Origin of the sequence: Flavobacterium sp. (genome assembly GCF_027484205.1) — a bacterium.
Lineage (GTDB): Bacteria > Bacteroidota > Bacteroidia > Flavobacteriales > Flavobacteriaceae > Flavobacterium.
The window spans coordinates 1-18,679 of record NZ_JAIXUB010000011.1; the positions used below are offsets into that span (position 1 = coordinate 1).

Sequence of the window (18,679 nt, forward strand, 5' to 3'; positions counted from 1 at the left end):
ATAAACTTCTCGCCTAGCTTAAACAAAAAATCCCAACTGAAAAAGTTGAGATTTATTTGTTGGTCTACTAGGACTTCCCGAAGTATCGGGATAAACTTCTCGCCTAGCTTAAACAAAAAATCCCAACTGAAAAAGTTGAGATTTATTTGTTGGTCTACTAGGACTCGAACCTAGAAAGACTGCACCAAAAACAGTTGTGTTACCATTACACCATAGACCAATAAGTGCTGAATGCGGGTGCAAATTTAATACAAATTTTATTTAAAGCAAATATTTTATTGATTTTTTGCGGAAAAACAACACAATACTTGATTATAAACCTCTAATTCATTAATTACATTCTACTTACAATTCAAGAAAAAAATACCTTCGAAAGTTAATCGTAGGTTAAAGCATCATTTTTAGGTTATTTAATGAATAAATCCTCTTATTTTTGAACTTCGGTTTTACATCTTATATGAAACAACGAATTAACATCCTAATTTCTTTATCAGCTTTAGTTTTAGTTGTACTGTTTGTTATGCAATTGTATTTGGTAAAAACAACTTACGATTATAAAGTAGCTCAATTTAGAATTGAAGTTAAAGAAAAATTAAGCAAAATAACTAACGATTACAGTGATGTTGACAGCACTTTGTTTCACAAAAAAGATTTTTTATACAAAGAATTAGCAGAAAATTATCTGATTGACAAGAATTATCGTTCGCAAGTAAAAAAACAATTATTAGAAAATCATTTTAGAAAACAATTAACTGAAAAATTGCAAAAAGAATTTGACAAGGAATTCCCTAATCATGAAATAGATTTTGCGATTATCTTAAATAAATTTGTCATTTATAATAATGTAAAAAAAGTAGATACGCTTTTTGCTGAAAAACCATTTATAGAAAACAAAATGTATGGCAATTTAGCTTCATTAGATGATGCCTTTTTAATTAGAAACTATGTTGGAACAACAAGTTCAAACGGACTAAAATCTAATTACAAGTTACTAACCGAGGACAGTTTGTATGTATCTGTAAAAAATTGGGAGTTAATTGTTTTAAAACGAATGTCATTAATTTTGATTTTAGCATTTGCCTCCATTCTAACGTTAATAATTATATTTGTAATAACGATTAAATCACTCATCAAACAAAAGAAAATAAGTGACATCAAAACCGATTTCATTAACAATATCACCCACGAATTAAAAACTCCTTTAACTACATTATCCGTTTCAACAAAAATATTGGAGCGCAAAGAAGTTAAAGAAAATGAGATACTTTACAATCAATTAATTCAAACTATAAATCGTCAAAACGAACGTTTACAAAGTTTAATTGACCAGGTAATGAATAATTCTTTAGGATTTGAAGAAATTGAATTGAATAAGGAAAAAATCAAAGCTAATGAATTTATAAAAACCATAATTGCCGATTTTAAAGTGGCACATCCATCCATTGGAATTCAAATTGATTTTCATCAAGAAACACAGTTAAATTTAGATGCATTTCATCTTACAACTGCCATTACTAATGTATTGGAAAACGCTGTAAAATATGGAGCTAAAACAATTTTTATAAGTACACATTTACAAGACAACGAATTTAAAATTAGTATTAAAGATGATGGCATTGGAATTGCAAAAAACAAACAATCATTACTTTTTGACAAATTTTATAGAGTAGAACAAGGAAATATTCACAATGCAAAAGGATTAGGATTAGGACTTTATTATGTTGACCAAATTATAAAAGCTCACAAAGGCACTATTAAATTAGTGAGTGATTTAGGAAAAGGAACGCAATTTATTTTATCTATTCCATCTTGAGTTTATGAAAAAACTACTTTTAGCTGAAGACGATTTCGATCTTTCTAATGTTTTAATTCAATACTTGCAATTGCATAATTTTGAAGTAATTTGGGCAGAAAATGGCAGAAAAGCATTAGAATTATTTCAAAAAAACACCTTTGATATTTGTATTTTAGATGTAATGATGCCAGAAATGGATGGGTTTACCTTAGCTGAAGAACTTTTAAAAATAAATCCAGAAACACCATTCATTTTTTTAACCGCAAAACAATTAAAAGAGGATAAAATTAAAGGATTACAACTTGGAGCCGACGATTATATTGTAAAACCATTTGAAGTTGAGGAACTAATATTACGTTTGAACAATATTTTAAAAAGAAGCGAATCTAATTTAAAAGTATCTTTTCAAGAAATTACTATTGGAAAATATCTTTTTGACACTAAAAGATTGTGTTTAAAAATAGACGATAAAACCCAGCAATTGACTGAAAAAGAAGCATCATTAATTCAATTCTTATATCAACATAAAAATCAAATTGTTAAACGAGAAACTATTTTAAAAGCCGTTTGGAAAACAGATGATTATTTTTCGGGAAGAAGCATGGATGTTTTTATCACAAAAATTAGAAAATATTTTAATGATGATGCCAACATATCCATTGAAAGCACTCGTTTTATAGGATTAGAATTTAAAATAAAAGAATAATTAACATCAAACTTTTAGTAAGCAATAATTTATAAAAATTTTATCAAGTTCTGTTTATGTGGATTCGATAAAAAAATAGTTTCTTTGCAACTGAAATAATTTCATACCTTTTTATGACAACATTTAATTTTAATAAGTGGAATACAATCCTAGGATGGGTTGCTTTTACTGTAGCTTTAGTAACTTTTACTTTAACGGTAGAACCAACAATGAGTTTTTGGGATTGTGGAGAATATATTGCAACATCTGCTAAATTAATGGTTGGACATCCACCAGGTGCGCCGTTGTATCAAATGATGGGAGCCTTTTTTGCAATGTTTGCAAGTAATAATGAAAATGTGGCTTTCATGGTTAATATGATGTCTGTTTTTTCTAGTGCTTTCACCATATTATTTATGTTTTGGTCGTCAACGATTTTATTAAAAAAAATAATTTCTTCATATACTGAGTTAGACAAAAACAACTATGTAGTAATTTTAGGAAGTTCGTTTGTTGGCGCTTTGGCTTTTACTTTTTCGGATAGTTTTTGGTACAACGCTGTTGAAGCCGAAGTTTATGCTATGGCAACTTTATTGATTGCATTACTATTTTGGCTTGGTTTACGATGGGAACAAGATATGAATACGCCACGAGGAAACCGTTGGTTGGTTTTAATTTCTCTAGTTGTAGGTTTATCATTTGGTGTTCACTTTATGGCATTGCTTACCATTCCGTCCATTGGATTTTTATATTTCTTCAAGAATTATCAAAAAGTTACTGTTAAAAACTTCATTTTTGCTAATATTATAATTGTTGCAGTTCTATTATTTATATTCAAATTATTACTTCCTTATACCTTAGCATTCTTTGGAAAAACTGAAATTTTCATGGTTAATTCACTTGGATTACCATTCGATTCAGGAAGTATTTTTGCATTATTATTAATCATTGCGGTTTTCTATTTTGGATTAAAATATACAAAGAAAAAAGAGCAATCTTTTTACAATACTATTTTGTTGTGTGTATTATTCGTTTTAATTGGTTTCTCAACTTGGATGATGTTACCAATTCGTGCCAATGCAAACACGCCAATTAATGAAAACAAACCGTCTGATGCTGCCGAAGTTTTAGCTTATTATAATAGAGAACAATATGGCGTAAATCCTTTATTTTACGGCCCACAATATACAGACACTTTCGCAGGTTTAGATCCAGATAATCCTTATTTAGATAAAGCGCCTAACTATGAAAGAAACTATCAAACAGGCAAATATGAAATTGTAAACAACTACAAAAATGCCGAGCAAAATACAGATGATGCTCACAAAGCAATTTTACCAAGGATGTGGAGTACTGAGCACGTTGAAAACTACATTCATTTTTCTAGCCCGCCAAAATTTACTATAAATCCTGACTATTCTGAAGAAAAAGAATTAGTTGATATTGTTGCTGAATTTAGAAATGCTTATGCCTCAAATAAAATTGATACTGATGGTTATGTTGCGTTCTTGAAAGCATATGGTGATTATTTAATCATTGAAAAACCATCAACTTTTGATAACATCCGTTATATGGTTGAATATCAATTTGGATACATGTACGGAAGATATTTGCTGTGGAATTTCGTAGGAAGACAAAGCGATAATCAAGGAAAATATGATAATCTAGATGGAAATTGGTTAAGTGGAATTAATTTTATTGATGAATTGCATTTAGGTTCACAAAAAGATTTACCGTCAGATGTTGTAAATAACAAAGGTAGAAATGTATATTATTTTTTACCATTCATCATTGGATTAATAGGTTTGATGTATCATGCTCAAAGAGATAGAAAAAGTTTTTATGTTCTTCTTGCCTTATTTTTATTTACAGGATTAGCATTAAAAATTTATCTAAACGAACGTCCATTTGAACCACGCGAAAGAGATTATGCTTTGGTAGGATCGTTTTACGTTTTTGCAATATGGATTGGATTTGGAGTTTATGCAATTTACGAAATCATAAAAGAAAAATTAGCTTCAAAGATTGCCGCGCCTTTAACTATTGCAGCTACACTTTTAGCAGCGCCGGTTTTAATGGCAACTCAAAATTGGGATGACCATGATCGTTCTAATAAATATACAGCAATTGCAATGGCAAAAGCTTACTTAGAATCATGTGAACCAAATGCCATTTTATATACTATAGGTGACAATGATACTTTCCCATTATGGTATGCTCAAGAAATTGAAGGAGTTCGTCCTGATATTAAAATTTGTTGTACAAGTTTGTTGATGACTGATTGGTATATTGATCAAATGAAAATGAAAACATATACTTCAAAAGGACTTCCAATATCTTTTAATCACAATCAATATGTTGACGGAACCAGAGATTATATAGTATTTAGTGAACAAGCAAAAGATTCAAGATGGAATTTAAAAGATTTTGTTGAGTTTGCAAAAAGTGAAGACGAAAGAACTTTAGTAGAAATGCAAAGTGGGCAAAAAGTACATTTCTTCCCAACAAATAAAGTTAGAATTCCTGTTGATAAAAATGCTGTTATTAAGAACAAAGTGGTGAATTCTAAATATTATGATTCTATTGTTCCTTATATCGATATCGAAATTAAAGGAAGTGCTTTGTATAAAAACCGATTGATAATGCTTGATATCCTAAACAACAACAATTGGAAACGACCTATCTATTTTAGTCCTGGAAGTTTTGCAGATGATGACTATTTATGGATGAAAGATTATCTTCAATTAGATGGAATGGTTTATAAATTAGTTCCAATAAAAACAAAGACTTTAGAAGAAAATTATCCTGATATGGGACAAATTGATGCGGATAAAATGTATAATTTAGTTCAAAAATGGACTTGGGGTAATGGTGACAAGACAACTATTTATCATGATCCAGAAACTAGAAAAAACAGTATTTCCACACGAACAAACCTTTCTAGATTAATGTATGAATTAATCAAAGAAGGAAAAATTGCAAAAGCAAAAAATATAATTGAAATGGGTGTAACTAAATTTCCATTAGATTATTATGGATATTATTCAACTGTTGAGCCTTTTGCTGATGGATATTACAAAGTTGGAGAAACTCAAAAAGCTAGAGATTTACTAACTAAATTGATAAATAAATATAAAGAAAATCTAAAATATTACAGCACTTTAAAAGCCGTTGAACAAAGCGATATTGGTACAGATATCGTTACGGATATTGAACGTTATAGAAGTTTGTTAGAAGTAATGAAAAAGAACAATGATGTTGCTTTTTATAATAAATGTAAAGTAGAATTCAACAGTTTCAATCAACGATTCCAGCAATTTGAACGTGATATGGAATAGTTGAGATAGTATAAAATAACAAAGTGTCGATAGAGTAATTTATCGGCACTTTTTATTTACATTTGAAATATGATTTGGGTAAAAGCACATTGGATTATTAAAAAACTATTTTCAAACTATGTTTGGGAAATTCCTAACAATGAAAATAAAGTTTATCTTACTTTTGACGATGGTCCAACGCCAGATATTACAGAATGGACACTAAATCAACTAAAAGAATATAACGCCAAAGCAACCTTTTTTTGCATTGGTGATAACGTTAGAAAATATCCAGAAATTTTTGAGAAAGTAGTCAACGAAAAACATTCCATAGGAAATCACACTTTCAATCATTTAAACGGCTGGAAAACTTCTACTTCAGAATACATTGAAAACGCAAATCGTTGTGATAAAGAAACTCAAAACTCGAAACTCGAAACTCGAAACCTATTTCGTCCGCCTTACGGCAAAATAAAACCATCACAATCAAAAATCCTTAGAAAGCTTGGATACAAAATAATTATGTGGGACATCATTTCTTACGATTTTGATGCTACAATTTCTAAAGAACAGTGTTTAGAAAATGTTTTAAAAAATGTAAAATCAGGAAGTATTATCGTTTTTCACGATAGCAAAAAAGCATTTTCGAACTTGGAATACACATTACCAAGAACGTTGAAATTCTTAAAAGAAAAAGGATTTATTTTTGAAAAAATTGATTAAACCTGTTCCTGAACCAAGCCAATTATAGTATTAGCATCTAATTCACCAGATTGTCTCCACACCATTTGACCTTCTTTGTAAATCATAAGCGTTGGTAAACCTTTAATTCGAAGTGCTTCGGCTAATTCTTGGTTTTTATCCACATCAATTTTAATCACTTTTGCTCTATCACCAAGTGCAGCCGCAACATCTCTAATAACAGGATGCATTGACACTGACGATTCGTTCCACTCTGTGTAAAAGTCAATTAACACAGGAACTTGAGCATTTATAAGTTCGCCAAATTTTGACATAAAACCTAAATATTTATATATTCTTTTCTAAAAAAGAAAGTATTAGTAATACAAATGTAGCATTTTTAACTAATTATACTACATTTTTACCTTTTTTTAGTTCAATAACTGTAATTTCTGGCATAATTCCTACTCTTCCAGGATATGCATGAAAGCCAAAACCTCTATTTACATAAATATATTTACCTACGTTTTCATATAAACCAGCCCATTGTTTGTAAACATATTCTACTGGACTCCATTTTATAATTCCCGGAATTTCTATTCCAAACTGAAATCCGTGTGTATGACCAGAAAGCGTCAAATGAAAATGTTTTGGATGTTCTTTAACCTCAGCATCCCAATGACTTGGATCATGGCTCATTAAAATTTTAAAATCTTCTTTACTCAAATTTTCAGAAGCTTTATTCAAATCACCAACTTTTTTAAATTTTACACCCCAATTTTCAACACCAACCAAAGCAATTTCGTCATTCCCTTTTTTGATTTTTGTGTTTTCATTCAACATCAATTTGAAATCTATTTGTTGATGTAAATCTTTAATATCTTCAAAATTTTTATTTTTTGCTTCTTCCGATTTCCATTCTACATATTCGCCATAGTCATGATTTCCTAAAATAGAATATTTCCCAAATTCATGATTCTTAATCTTTTTGAAAGTATCAATCCATGGATGCATTTCAGTTGCATGAGTATTCACAATATCTCCTGTAAATAATAATAAATCAGATTCTTGCTGATTAATTAAATCAACTGCATAACTTATTTTTTCTGGGTTGTCAAAACTACCGCTGTGTATATCTGATATTTGAGTGATTTTAAAACCATCAAAAGCATCAGGTAAATCATCAAAAAACAAAGTTTGTCTTAATACTTTATAATTATATTTACCTATAGTCATTCCATATATCAATGATAAAAATGGAACTGCGGCAATTCCGAGCGCAACTTGGCTTACAAACTTTCTTCTTTCTGGTAAAAAAGTATCATTATCATAATTTGCGAAATAATTTTTTGTTCCAATCATCAATCGTAAAATGTCTTCAAGCAACATTATAAAAGTGATTAACAGCTTAGGAACTAAAACCAACAACAAAACACCAATTGTCATCATGAACAAAGGTGTTTGTCCTACACTTCTATCAAATTTAGAAAACCCATAAAAGATAAAAGCAACAGCAGCTACAGAAATTACTATATAGGAAAGCTGAACCCATCTAACTTTAGTAAATGTTTTTACAGCTTGAAAAGCATAAATTTCAATGATTGCAATAATCACAAAAAGGATAATCCAACGTGCAGACATTCTATATTTTTTTTGCAAATTAACAAAGAAAGTAAAGACGAAATCAATTCATTATAAAAATTTTAACTACAGTTAACATTATGTAATTAATTGTACATTTCATGAAAAATAAGCATCGTTTCATAAAAGTTCAGAATTAAAACAAAAAAGTTACAACATTTTTGCATCATAACTTTTAAAACTAAATTTATGAAAACAAAATTACACTTATTCTATTTTACATTATTTCTAACATTCTGTATACAGGGATTTTCTGCACCAATTATTTCAAATGTTTCAGTTTCAAACATTACTGCAACTTCAGCAAGAATTAATTTTTCTGTTAATGCACAAAATAGTACTACCAATGCATTTGTTCAGTACAATACTACGCCAACGATGACAGGTTTTAACCAAGTTGGGCCAATTAATGGAAATACACCTACACCTCTGTTTTATGATATCACCAGCTTAACTCCAAACACATTATACTATTATGCAATTGATGCTTACGATGCTTCAAATCAAGCAGCTGTAACAATTACTGGTAGTTTTACCTCAGGAGGAACTCCACCAAGTACAACAAATGCAGTTGTTTCTAACATTACTACAACATCTGCGCAAATTGATTTTCAGGTGAATACATTTGGAATTCAAAGCACAATAGCTGTTGATTATGGATTAAGTCCAACCACTTTTTATTCTTACAATGGAATTGCAAATACTACTACAAATACACCAACACCATTTACTTTCAATTTCACGAGTTTAACTCCAAATACAACTTACTATTATAGTGTTGGAGGATATTCGCCAACACTTAATGGAAATAGAATATTAGGAAGTTTCACAACTTCTGCGTTGGGCTTAGCTGATAATGAACAGAAAGTTAAATTTAATATATATCCAAATCCAACGTCAGATAATTTCACAATTGAAATAGATTCAAATATAAAATCAGTCGAAATTTATTCTTTGCAAGGTCACAAAGTAATGACTTCTACTTCTAAAAATATAGATATTTCTAATTTATCTAAAGGCATTTATTTAGTTCAAATTGAAGATGAAAACAATAACAGAAGTACTCAAAAATTAATTGTTAAATAGTATGAGAATTATAGAAAAATACCGTCTCGAAATTACACTTACCACACTGTACACCCTAATTTTAATTATGATAGTTTTTAGTTTTTAATTCCAATCTAAATCATTGGCTAACCGCAACTTTACTCTTGAAGTTGCGGTTTTTTTTAACATAAAAATCATTCTAACTAATAAAAAAATGCATTTCATGAAAAAAAACCACTGTTTCATGAAATGTTAAAATTTAACACAACTGATTTATAGACTTTTGCTACTGAATTTAAACTATTTATTATGAAAAAAATATTACTTTTATTTACTTTGATTCTAGTAAATCAATCTTTTGCTCAGGCACCAACAAGTGGTTTGGTAGCTTATTATAATTTTGAAAACACTTTAATTAGTAATGAACCAACGCACAGTTTTACTAATGGCACTGCAACAAATGTTAGTTTTACTGGAGGAAAAGTTGGGCAAGGGGTTTCATTTGCAGGAGCATCTGCACTAACAAACTCTTCAATGGTTACTTCTGCGAACTTAAACACTAACTGTACCATTGCATGGTGGGAATTTAGAGGTGGAGTTAACCCATTATTGTATTCAATGTCATTTAATTTAAGAAATGGATTAAAGTATGGATATGTTGGCACTTCTAATTGTGATGGAGGAACTATCTATTATGATAGATATAGACTTGAATATTCTACAACAACAAATAGTTTTTGTCAAACATTAAATACACACATTGGAGGTCAAAGTGGAGCTTGGCATCATCATGCAATTACTAAAGAAGGTACAATAGTGAAGTATTATTTAGATGGTGTTCTCGCTTGGACACCTTCTACAGGAATGAATCAAGATAATAGTCCGATGAATTCTAATCAAGGAAATTTTGTTTTTGGATCTGATGCTTACTCTAATGGATCTGTAGATCCAGCAAGATGTATAACAGGAACTTTGGATGAATTATATATATATCAAAGAGCATTATCTGCTGCTGAAATAGTTACTGTTAAAAACAGTATTGCATTAGCAAGTCCTTCAGTTGCAACACCTGTATTAAAATTTGAATTCAATAATTCTTTAAGTAATGTAGGAAACACAGTATCATTAATAGATCCTTTAACGGGTACATCTCCAACGGGTGTTGTTTATGTAAACGACCGAAATGGTAATGCTAATAACGCTCTAAGTATGCTAAACAAGTGTTACATGCAAAGTGCGTTTACCTTACCCCAAGGTAAAAACCAAAGAACAGTTTCTTTTTGGCTAAACAGAACAAATTTAAACGGTAATTTTTGGACTTGGGGAAATCCCTCCAATAACAGAGCTTACGGTTTTAACGCATCAATTACAAGTATTTTAAGTAATGATGCTTTTGGACCTGGAAATAGTCTAACAACTACCGACACAGGAACTAGCGGCGTTTGGGAACATTACATACTTACATATGATGGACTTAATGTTGCAATGTATAAAAATGGTTCTTTGATAGGCTCAGGAACGAAGCCAAACTGGGATACATTGGGTAACATAATTATATTCGGTAGCTCACCTGATTATAATAATGGTAGCAATTGGACTGGTAACTTTAAAATAGATGATTTTGAAGTTTATAATACATTTTTTAATTCGATTGAAGTTTTATCATTATATAATTCTCAAAACACATTAAGTTCTCAAAATTTTCAATCTAAAAACTTAAAAGCATCTATCTACCCGAATCCTACATCAGATAACTTCTCAATTGAAATGGAAAACGAAGTAAAATCAGTTGAAATATATTCTTTACAAGGTCAAAAAATTATGACTTCTACTACAAAAGATATAAATGTTTCTAATTTATCAAATGGAATATATTTGGTTAGAATCGAAGATGTGAACAATGCTATTTCAACACAAAAATTAATCATTAAATAATTATGAAGAAAGCAATAATCCTATTATTCATGGCATTAAGCTTAATGTCAATGAACACAAATTCAAACCATTTGAGTCTGAATGAAGAAATTACAATCACTGAAAAATTCGACATCAAAATTAAAAATGACACCGATAATGAAGTAAAGGTTATCAATGCTGGAAGTGGCGGAAGCTATAGTTTAACTAAAAATGCCACAACAACTATTAAAATGGAAGAAGGCGATAAATTACACTATTATGAAAAAGGGAAAAAAGGAAATCTAATTCTTACAGCAACAAAAGAAATGCATGGGAAAGTGCAATTATTGAGTAAGTTATAAAAGTTAAGTAAGTAGTTTTTTTGAAAACCGTTTCAGATTAGTTTCTGAAGCGGTTTTTTTTTAGAATCTAAACGATTCGAATTTTTCTAACAATGCTGCTTTTCTATCAGCAGAAATAGACAATTCATCACCATTGTCCATTATAACAGTTCCTCCATCTTGCTTTAAAATTTTCTGAATGCGTTCTAAATTGATGATGTGACTTCTGTGAATTCGCATAAAATTACTCACTTGTTCTAAACGTTCAAACTCTGCAATTTTTTTACTTACCGTGATCTTATTTTTATTTGAAATAAAGAAATGCGTATACGATCCGTCAGCTTTTAAATATAAAATATCTTGTAGTTCAATAAACGTAATTCCATCTCCAGTATTCAGTGCAATTTTTTTATTTTGTGGCACATCTAAATTGCTTTGCAATACCTTTAATGATTCTGATGATTTTGAATCATTTACCTTTGATAAAGCACGTTGCAGTGCATCAATTCTAACAGGTTTTAAAATATAATCAACCGCTGACAATTCAAAAGCATTTATGGCGTATTCTGTATAAGCTGTAACAAAAATTATTTTGAAATTAATGTTCTTCTCATCAAAAAACTTCAATAATTCTAAACCAGAATATCCTGGCATAGCTATATCTAAAAACACCAATTCGGGTTGAAACGAATGTATCGATTTTACAGCATTTGGTACATCAGCATTCTCAGCAACAATTTCTATTTCAGGAAAATTTTCCTCAATAATTCCTCTTAAAGCTAATCTGGCATTTAACTCATCATCTACAATAATTGCTCTCATATTCTATAGTGTTTTCACAGGAATCAAAATCGTGATTTTTGTTCCAAGTGGTTCATTTGTATTTGAAAATTTATCTTCAACCATTATTTCAATTTTTGATGAAGAAACTTTATTTATTAAACTGATTCTGCTTCCAATGGCGTTAGTAGCAAAAGATTTATGATTTTTAAAACTTTTATTTATCTTCTCTGCTTTAGCTCTTCCCACACCGTTATCATCAATTACAAATTGCCAATATTCATTTATAATTTCGCCATTAATTTTAAGTTCTTTCAACCCTATTTTATGCATTAATCCATGCTTAATGGCATTCTCTACAAAAGGTTGTATGATCATTGAAGGAATAACGTATTGACTTAAATCAATTGATGTTGGAAGATTTATTTTATATTCAAAATCAGTATCAAAACGCGATTTTTCTAATGAAATATACATATCTAACATTTCAAATTCTTTTTCAACTGTGATTTCTTTCTTATCAGATGCTTCTAATATCTTTCGCATCAAATCCGAGAATTTCCCTAAGTATTCACTCGCTTTACTCTTTTGATTGGAATAAATTAACCCTTGAACCGAATTCAATACATTAAACATAAAATGCGGATTCATCTGTGATCGCAACGCAGTTAATTGAGATAAAGCCAGTTGTTCTTTGACTTCTTGTCTTCTTTTAGTTCGTAAAACGGCTCGTTTATTCACCAAATAAACTAAAAATACAACTCCCAAAATCTCTAATATAATAAACCACCATTGCAACCAAAATGGTTTTTTGATTTCAAAATGTAGTTCTTTAATTTCACTGGTAATATCGCCATACTTTACTCTAATTTGAAACACATAATTACCTGATTTCAAAGAAGAAAATTTCACATTAGAAGCGTCAGATGTTATTGTATTCCATTTATTATCAATGTTTTTAAATCGATATTCATAAGTATAATCACCTAAACTTTTGTAATGAATTGTCCTAAAATCAATTTGAATATTGTTTTGTGTATAATCAAGAGCTAAATCATTTTTAAAAGCTGCTTTTTTTCTATTTATCCAAATACCTGTAAACTCAAATTGAGGAACATAATTGACATCTAAAAAGTTTTTATTAGTATAAAAAATACCCTCATTAGTAATAAAAGCAATCGTATCATTTTTAATAATAAAATCATTAATAGTAATTCCTTTCATGCACAAATTTGCACTTGCATTCTTTACTTCTGATGTTTTAAAGTTATAAGTTTCAATTCCTTTATCATTTAAAATCCATAAGGTTTCATCATCAATTTCAATTCTTCTACAATTGTTACTTGACAATTTGTTTTTAATGGTTAAGTGTTTTACTACTTTTTGATTTTTTATTTGCACAATCCCTTTTTGTGTAGTAGCAATCCAAATGGAACCATCATTGTGTTGAAGCATTTCTGAAACAATTATTTCGTCATCATTAGGAAGTTTAATAATGTTTTCATCACCGTTTTTGTCATAATAATACAAATCATCATTGTAAGCAACATAATAAATATTTGTATTTTTGTCATAAAAAACAGTTCTTGCTCTTCGCTCTCTTAAACACAAAAAATTCGCTGATAACCCAAATTTTTTTATTTCATATTTTTCAAAATTCTCAGGAATGATAATCTTTGTTTTAAAATCGCTTGCAAGCAATCCTGCATACGTAGATGATGCCATAACAAAATTACCATAACGATCAATTACAACTTCCTTTCCAAGATACATTCTTATATCAGAAATTGGATTAGGATTTCCAATCTTAAAAACACCAGCTGAGGTAATTATCATATCATTATGAAACGTTATAAACTCAATTTCCGTTTTATTTTCCGATTGGTATTTTAACAATTGCTTTCCGTTTTCATCAAATTCAAAAACACAGCCTGTAGATGTAGCCACAAAAAAGTGTCCGTTTTTTGCAATTCTAACTCTCGAAAAATTTGGTTTTTTTTGCTCATCAACACCTTTTATTGAAAGATTTTTAAGCTTTAAACTCGGCATAAAAAACAAACCATTATCTAATGAACTTATCCAATGGTTTCCTTCTTTATCTATAACAATATCTGATATTCTTTTACCGCTCAAAAATGGATTCTCAACAATTCCTTTATTTGTATTTACCTCCAGAATTCCGTCATTTGTACAAATCCATAATTCAGAACCACAGCTACTTAACCTGTTTAAATTAGTAGTTTTTAAATTATTAGTGTTAATATTTTTTCCAAAAACATTTATTGCGTTTATGTCAGATTTAGAAACAAAACATACTTTACCGTGATGCGTTTCTAAGATTTTTTGATTTTGCTCCGTTTCAATTTCCTTAATTAAACTATATTTTTTAAAAACTAAAATACTTTGTAATGAAGATATATAATACTCATTTTTTAATGAATTGTAAGCCAAATGAAAGAAATCATTTTTATCAATTTGACGTTTTGATTCAAAGAGTAATGCTGGTTTATTTTTATTGAAAGTATAAAATTCATTTGGTGTGAGCAGTACTTTTTGTTTATTCAAAACACTAAATTCTACAACTGATAATTCTCTTTTTGAAATCAAATCATTGAAAGTCTTATCCAAGTTAAGTCGATCATTGGACAAGAAATAAATTTGATTTGAAAAATTCTTGCAATAAATCACTCCGTTTTCATCTTCCTGAATAGAATTAACTGAATTACTCAAATTTTCATCAAATGGATATAAGATAAAATGAACGCCATCATAGGAAACCAAACCTTTATCGGTTCCAAGATAAAGTAATCCTTTTTTGCTAACATACATGTCATAAATAACATCAGAAGGCATTCCTTCAAGAAAAGAAATTTTTCGCAGAAAAGGTTCTTGAGCACTTAAAGTAAAAGCATAAAAAAGCACAAAAAATAAAATACTTTTTGACAGAAATTTATTCAAAGAAAAAATAGATAAAATTGGCACTTGTGGTTTACATTAAGAATATAAAAATAGATAAAATTGTTTTGTTCAAACACTTTTTTTCATGAACCAAACAAAATAATTCACTAAAATCAATATTAAAGAAAAAAGATATGATATAAACACAAACCTATTACAACAAAAATAAAAAGCGCTAATGAGATAAATTTAAAATCTAGATGTTTTAAAATGACTACCATACTCCTGAATTTTATTCAAAAAAAATATAAATTATCACTACTTAGTGAAGTTTTTCACGAAAAGAGGTTTTGAATTTATGAAATGAAGATTTGTTTATTATTTTTACAATCTAATTATAATAAAATGTCACAAAAACGTCTTTACCTTCTTGATGCCTATGCACTAATATTTCGCGGTTATTTTGCCTTTATAAAAAATCCTAGAATCAATTCTAAAGGAATGGATACTTCCGCAATTATGGGATTTATGAATGCTTTGATGGATGTTATCAAACGTGAAAAACCAGATCATTTAGCCGTAGCATTTGACAAAGGCGGAAGCGATTACCGTTACGAAATGTATCAGGAATATAAAGCGCATCGTGATGAAACACCTGAAGCGATTAAAATTGCCGTTCCGTATATTCAAGAATTATTGAAAGCGATGCACATTCCTATTATGGAAAAAGCTGGTTTTGAAGCCGATGATTTAATTGGAACTTTGGCAAAACAAGCCGAAAAAGAAGGTTTTAAAGTATATATGGTTACGCCCGATAAAGATTTTGCACAATTGGTTTCTGAAAATATTTTCATGTACAAACCAGCAAGAATGGGTAACGATATTGAAATTTGGGGAATTCCAGAAGTGTTAGAAAAATTTGAAATCGAACGTCCAGAACAAGTGATTGATTTCTTAGGAATGATGGGCGATGCAGCCGATAACATTCCGGGATTACCTGGCGTTGGTGAAAAAACCGCAAAGAAATTCCTAAAAGAATATGGTTCCATGGAAAATCTTTTAGCAAATACGCATGAACTGAAAGGCGCGATTAAAGATAAAATTGAAGCCAATGCTGAATTGGGATTGTTGTCAAAAAAATTGGCTACTATCTTACTCGATTGTCCTGTGACTTTCAATGCCGATGATTTCGAACTTTCTAAACCTGATGTAGAAAAAACCGATGCTTTGTTTCAAGAATTAGAATTCCGTCAAATGAAAGCGCAGTTTGACAAATATTTTGGAACTGGAAAAGAATACGACGAAATTGACACAAATGGAAATGACAATAGCAATGACAAAAATCATCCCGAAACGTCGGGACAAAAGAAAACAGTAGCTAAAAAATCTAATGAAGATCAATTTGATTTGTTTGGATTTTCTGATGAAGAGAGTGGTGAAGTCAAAACCAATTCGAATTATGCAACTTTAGAAAACACCAATCATAATTATACGATAATTCAAGGTGAATTGGGTACGAAATTGTTTTTACAAAATTTATTGAATCAAACTTCAGTATGTTTTGATACCGAAACTACTGGAATTGATGCTTTGAATGCGGAATTGGTTGGAATGTCATTTTCTTGGCAAAAAGGCGAAGCTTTTTATGTTCCATTTCCTGAAAATCAAGAAGAAGCTCAGGTTTTAGTAGATAAATTCAAGCCGTTTTTTGAAAATGAAAACATCGAAAAAATAGGTCAGAATATAAAATATGACTTGAAAATTCTGTCGCATTACGGAATTCAAATCAAAGGAAAATTATTCGATACGATGATTGCGCATTATCTAATAAATCCTGATATGCGTCACAATATGGATGTTTTGAGTGAAACCTATTTAAAATATTCACCCAAATCAATTGAAGATTTAATTGGTAAAAAAGGTAAAAATCAAAAATCGATGCGTGATGTTGCTTTAGAAGAAATCAAAGAATACGCTGCCGAAGATGCAGATGTAACTTATCAATTAAAGCAAAATTTCAGTCCAATTTTAGACAAAGCCGAAACCAAAAAGTTATTTGATGAAATCGAAATTCCATTAATACCAGTTTTGGCAGCAATGGAATTGGAAGGCATCAATCTCGATGTACCTTTCCTGAAAGAAATGTCTGTTGAAATGGCTAAAGAAAGCTCCGAATTGGAACAAAAAATATACGAAACTGCAGGTGAGAAATTTAATTTGGCTTCACCAAAACAATTGGGTGACGTTTTATTCGACAAAATGAAAATTGGCGGAGCAAAACAAAAGAAAACCAAAACAGGTCAATATGCGACTGGCGAAGAAGTTTTGAGTTATTTAGCCAACGAGCATCAAATTGTAAAAGATATTCTCGAATGGCGTCAAATGGTGAAATTGCAAAGTACTTACATTGATGCGTTACCAAATCAGGTTGATAAAAAAACTGGTCGCGTTCATACCGATTATATGCAAACCGTTGCTGCAACTGGTCGTTTGAGTTCGAATAATCCAAACTTACAGAATATTCCAATTCGTACCGAAAGAGGACGATTAATTAGAAAAGCGTTTATCGCTCGTGATGAAAATTACACCTTAGTTTCTGCCGATTATTCGCAAATAGAACTTCGAATTATCGCTGCCTTATCTGGTGAGGAAAACATGATAAAAGCATTTCAAAATAATGAAGATATTCACAGAAGTACCGCTGCAAAAGTATTCAATGTTCCGTTAGAAGAAGTTACAAAAGAACAACGTAGCAATGCTAAAACCGTGAATTTCGGAATTATTTATGGTGTTTCTGCATTCGGACTTTCTAATCAAACATCGCTTTCGCGAAAAGAAAGTGCCGAGTTGATTGATGCCTATTATGCAACGTATCCAAAGCTGAAATCTTATATGTCGAATCAAGTTGATTTTGCAAGAGAAAACGGTTATGTTCAAACGGTTTTAGGAAGAAGACGTTATTTAAAAGACATCAATTCGGCCAACATGATTGTAAAAAGTGGCGCCGAACGAAATGCTGTAAACGCACCGATTCAAGGTTCAGCAGCTGATATTATCAAAATTGCGATGATTAATATTCATAAGAAACTAACTTCTGAGAATTGGAAATCAAAAATGTTACTTCAGGTTCATGATGAGCTTGTATTTGACGTTCACAACTCTGAATTAGAAAAAATCAAACCAATGATAAAACACGAAATGGAAAATGCCTTTAAAATGGATGTTCCGTTGGATGTTGAAATTGGAGTTGGAAAAAATTGGTTGGAAGCACATTAGAAAGTTGGCAGTGTTCAGTCGCAGTTGGCAGTTGAGTAACTTTGTCATCAATTAATCACATGAAGTATTTCATTTTTTCTATAAAATTCTCTTTGATACTTTTAATTACAATTTATATAATTGGAACAATTTTCATGAATGCAACTGGAATAATTGGAATTAATAAAACTGTTGGTTGGGCTTGGGATTTATCAGGATTCATTATTCCGCTATTAATTATTCAAATTTCAACTTACTTAACTTTATATTTTCTAAAAGTAAAAACGAATTTAATTTTTTCAATTTTAAGCATAGTATTTCTTGTAGTTTGCTTTAAAATGAA

12 protein-coding genes and 1 tRNA gene are annotated in these 18,679 nt (G+C 30.0%); 8 read left to right on the forward strand and 5 right to left on the reverse strand.

All coding sequences use genetic code 11. From position 1 onward, the window contains the following. Positions 1–149: 149 nt before the first annotated feature. Positions 150–220 (reverse strand) — tRNA-Gln (locus Q0049_RS03530). Between the two features lie 237 nt (positions 221–457). Here Q0049_RS03530 and Q0049_RS03535 point away from each other — a divergent pair. The 4 genes from Q0049_RS03535 to Q0049_RS03550 all read left to right on the forward strand — a co-directional run bounded on the left by Q0049_RS03535 (position 458) and on the right by Q0049_RS03550 (position 6,520). Further along, complete coding sequence (locus tag Q0049_RS03535) at positions 458–1,813, forward strand: HAMP domain-containing sensor histidine kinase (RefSeq protein ID WP_298116627.1); 1,356 nt, start codon at positions 458–460, stop codon at positions 1,811–1,813. Positions 1,814–1,817: 4 nt separating this feature from the next. Beyond that, on the forward strand, positions 1,818–2,501 hold the full coding sequence (locus tag Q0049_RS03540; RefSeq protein WP_298116628.1) for a response regulator transcription factor: 684 nt from the start codon (positions 1,818–1,820) through the stop codon (positions 2,499–2,501). 113 nt (positions 2,502–2,614) lie between these two features. Continuing rightward, a complete protein-coding gene (locus Q0049_RS03545; RefSeq protein ID WP_298116630.1) occupies positions 2,615–5,818 on the forward strand; it encodes a DUF2723 domain-containing protein in 3,204 nt (1,067 codons plus the stop codon). A 69-nt stretch (positions 5,819–5,887) separates the two neighbouring features. Then, positions 5,888–6,520 carry a polysaccharide deacetylase family protein gene (locus tag Q0049_RS03550; protein ID WP_298116632.1) on the forward strand — a complete coding sequence of 211 codons (633 nt, stop codon included), beginning with the start codon at positions 5,888–5,890 and terminating at the stop codon, positions 6,518–6,520. On the opposite strand, the gene Q0049_RS03555 is transcribed toward Q0049_RS03550, so the two are convergent. After that, entirely contained in the window at positions 6,517–6,813 is a 297-nt protein-coding gene (locus Q0049_RS03555) for a co-chaperone YbbN (protein WP_298116634.1), read from the reverse strand. The two genes, Q0049_RS03550 and Q0049_RS03555, sit on opposite strands and share 4 nt — an antisense overlap. 73 nt (positions 6,814–6,886) lie before the next feature. Next, positions 6,887–8,119 (reverse strand): metallophosphoesterase, encoded by a 1,233-nt coding sequence (locus Q0049_RS03560; protein WP_298116636.1) that lies wholly within the window; start codon positions 8,117–8,119, stop codon positions 6,887–6,889. Between the two features lie 189 nt (positions 8,120–8,308). Here Q0049_RS03560 and Q0049_RS03565 point away from each other — a divergent pair, with 189 nt between their 5' ends. The 3 genes from Q0049_RS03565 (at position 8,309) to Q0049_RS03575 (ending at position 11,424) form a co-directional block, all read left to right on the forward strand. Then, the gene (locus Q0049_RS03565) at positions 8,309–9,205 is read left to right on the forward strand and encodes a T9SS type A sorting domain-containing protein (RefSeq protein ID WP_298116639.1); all 897 of its coding nucleotides are present in this window, start codon (positions 8,309–8,311) and stop codon (positions 9,203–9,205) included. Between the two features lie 270 nt (positions 9,206–9,475). Continuing rightward, a complete protein-coding gene (locus Q0049_RS03570; protein WP_298116641.1) occupies positions 9,476–11,101 on the forward strand; it encodes a LamG-like jellyroll fold domain-containing protein in 1,626 nt (541 codons plus the stop codon). Positions 11,102–11,103: 2 nt separating this feature from the next. Continuing rightward, positions 11,104–11,424: a hypothetical protein gene (locus Q0049_RS03575; RefSeq protein WP_298116643.1), complete on the forward strand. Its 321-nt coding sequence runs from the start codon at positions 11,104–11,106 to the stop codon at positions 11,422–11,424. Between the two features lie 60 nt (positions 11,425–11,484). Here the strand turns inward: Q0049_RS03575 and Q0049_RS03580 are convergent, their stop codons facing one another. Then, the gene (locus tag Q0049_RS03580; RefSeq protein ID WP_298116645.1) at positions 11,485–12,225 is read right to left on the reverse strand and encodes a LytTR family DNA-binding domain-containing protein; all 741 of its coding nucleotides are present in this window, start codon (positions 12,223–12,225) and stop codon (positions 11,485–11,487) included. 3 nt (positions 12,226–12,228) lie between these two features. Continuing rightward, on the reverse strand, positions 12,229–15,105 hold the full coding sequence (locus Q0049_RS03585; RefSeq protein ID WP_298116647.1) for a histidine kinase: 2,877 nt from the start codon (positions 15,103–15,105) through the stop codon (positions 12,229–12,231). Positions 15,106–15,486: 381 nt separating this feature from the next. Here Q0049_RS03585 and polA point away from each other — a divergent pair, with 381 nt between their 5' ends. Next, positions 15,487–18,357 carry a DNA polymerase I gene (gene polA, locus Q0049_RS03590; RefSeq protein ID WP_298116649.1) on the forward strand — a complete coding sequence of 957 codons (2,871 nt, stop codon included), beginning with the start codon at positions 15,487–15,489 and terminating at the stop codon, positions 18,355–18,357. Positions 18,358–18,679 lie beyond the last annotated feature (322 nt).

What these genes read in the sequence shown, in the direction of transcription:
- Q0049_RS03535 (WP_298116627.1), top strand. Translation starts at nt 458, where the DNA reads ATGAAACAACGAATTAACATCCTAATTTCTTTATCAGCTTTAGTTTTA.
- Q0049_RS03540 (WP_298116628.1), top strand. Translation starts at nt 1,818, where the DNA reads ATGAAAAAACTACTTTTAGCTGAAGACGATTTCGATCTTTCTAATGTT.
- Q0049_RS03545 (WP_298116630.1), top strand. Translation starts at nt 2,615, where the DNA reads ATGACAACATTTAATTTTAATAAGTGGAATACAATCCTAGGATGGGTT.
- Q0049_RS03550 (WP_298116632.1), top strand. Translation starts at nt 5,888, where the DNA reads ATGATTTGGGTAAAAGCACATTGGATTATTAAAAAACTATTTTCAAAC.
- Q0049_RS03555 (WP_298116634.1), bottom strand. Translation starts at nt 6,813, where the DNA reads ATGTCAAAATTTGGCGAACTTATAAATGCTCAAGTTCCTGTGTTAATT.
- Q0049_RS03560 (WP_298116636.1), bottom strand. Translation starts at nt 8,119, where the DNA reads ATGTCTGCACGTTGGATTATCCTTTTTGTGATTATTGCAATCATTGAA.
- Q0049_RS03565 (WP_298116639.1), top strand. Translation starts at nt 8,309, where the DNA reads ATGAAAACAAAATTACACTTATTCTATTTTACATTATTTCTAACATTC.
- Q0049_RS03570 (WP_298116641.1), top strand. Translation starts at nt 9,476, where the DNA reads ATGAAAAAAATATTACTTTTATTTACTTTGATTCTAGTAAATCAATCT.
- Q0049_RS03575 (WP_298116643.1), top strand. Translation starts at nt 11,104, where the DNA reads ATGAAGAAAGCAATAATCCTATTATTCATGGCATTAAGCTTAATGTCA.
- Q0049_RS03580 (WP_298116645.1), bottom strand. Translation starts at nt 12,225, where the DNA reads ATGAGAGCAATTATTGTAGATGATGAGTTAAATGCCAGATTAGCTTTA.
- polA (WP_298116649.1), top strand. Translation starts at nt 15,487, where the DNA reads ATGTCACAAAAACGTCTTTACCTTCTTGATGCCTATGCACTAATATTT.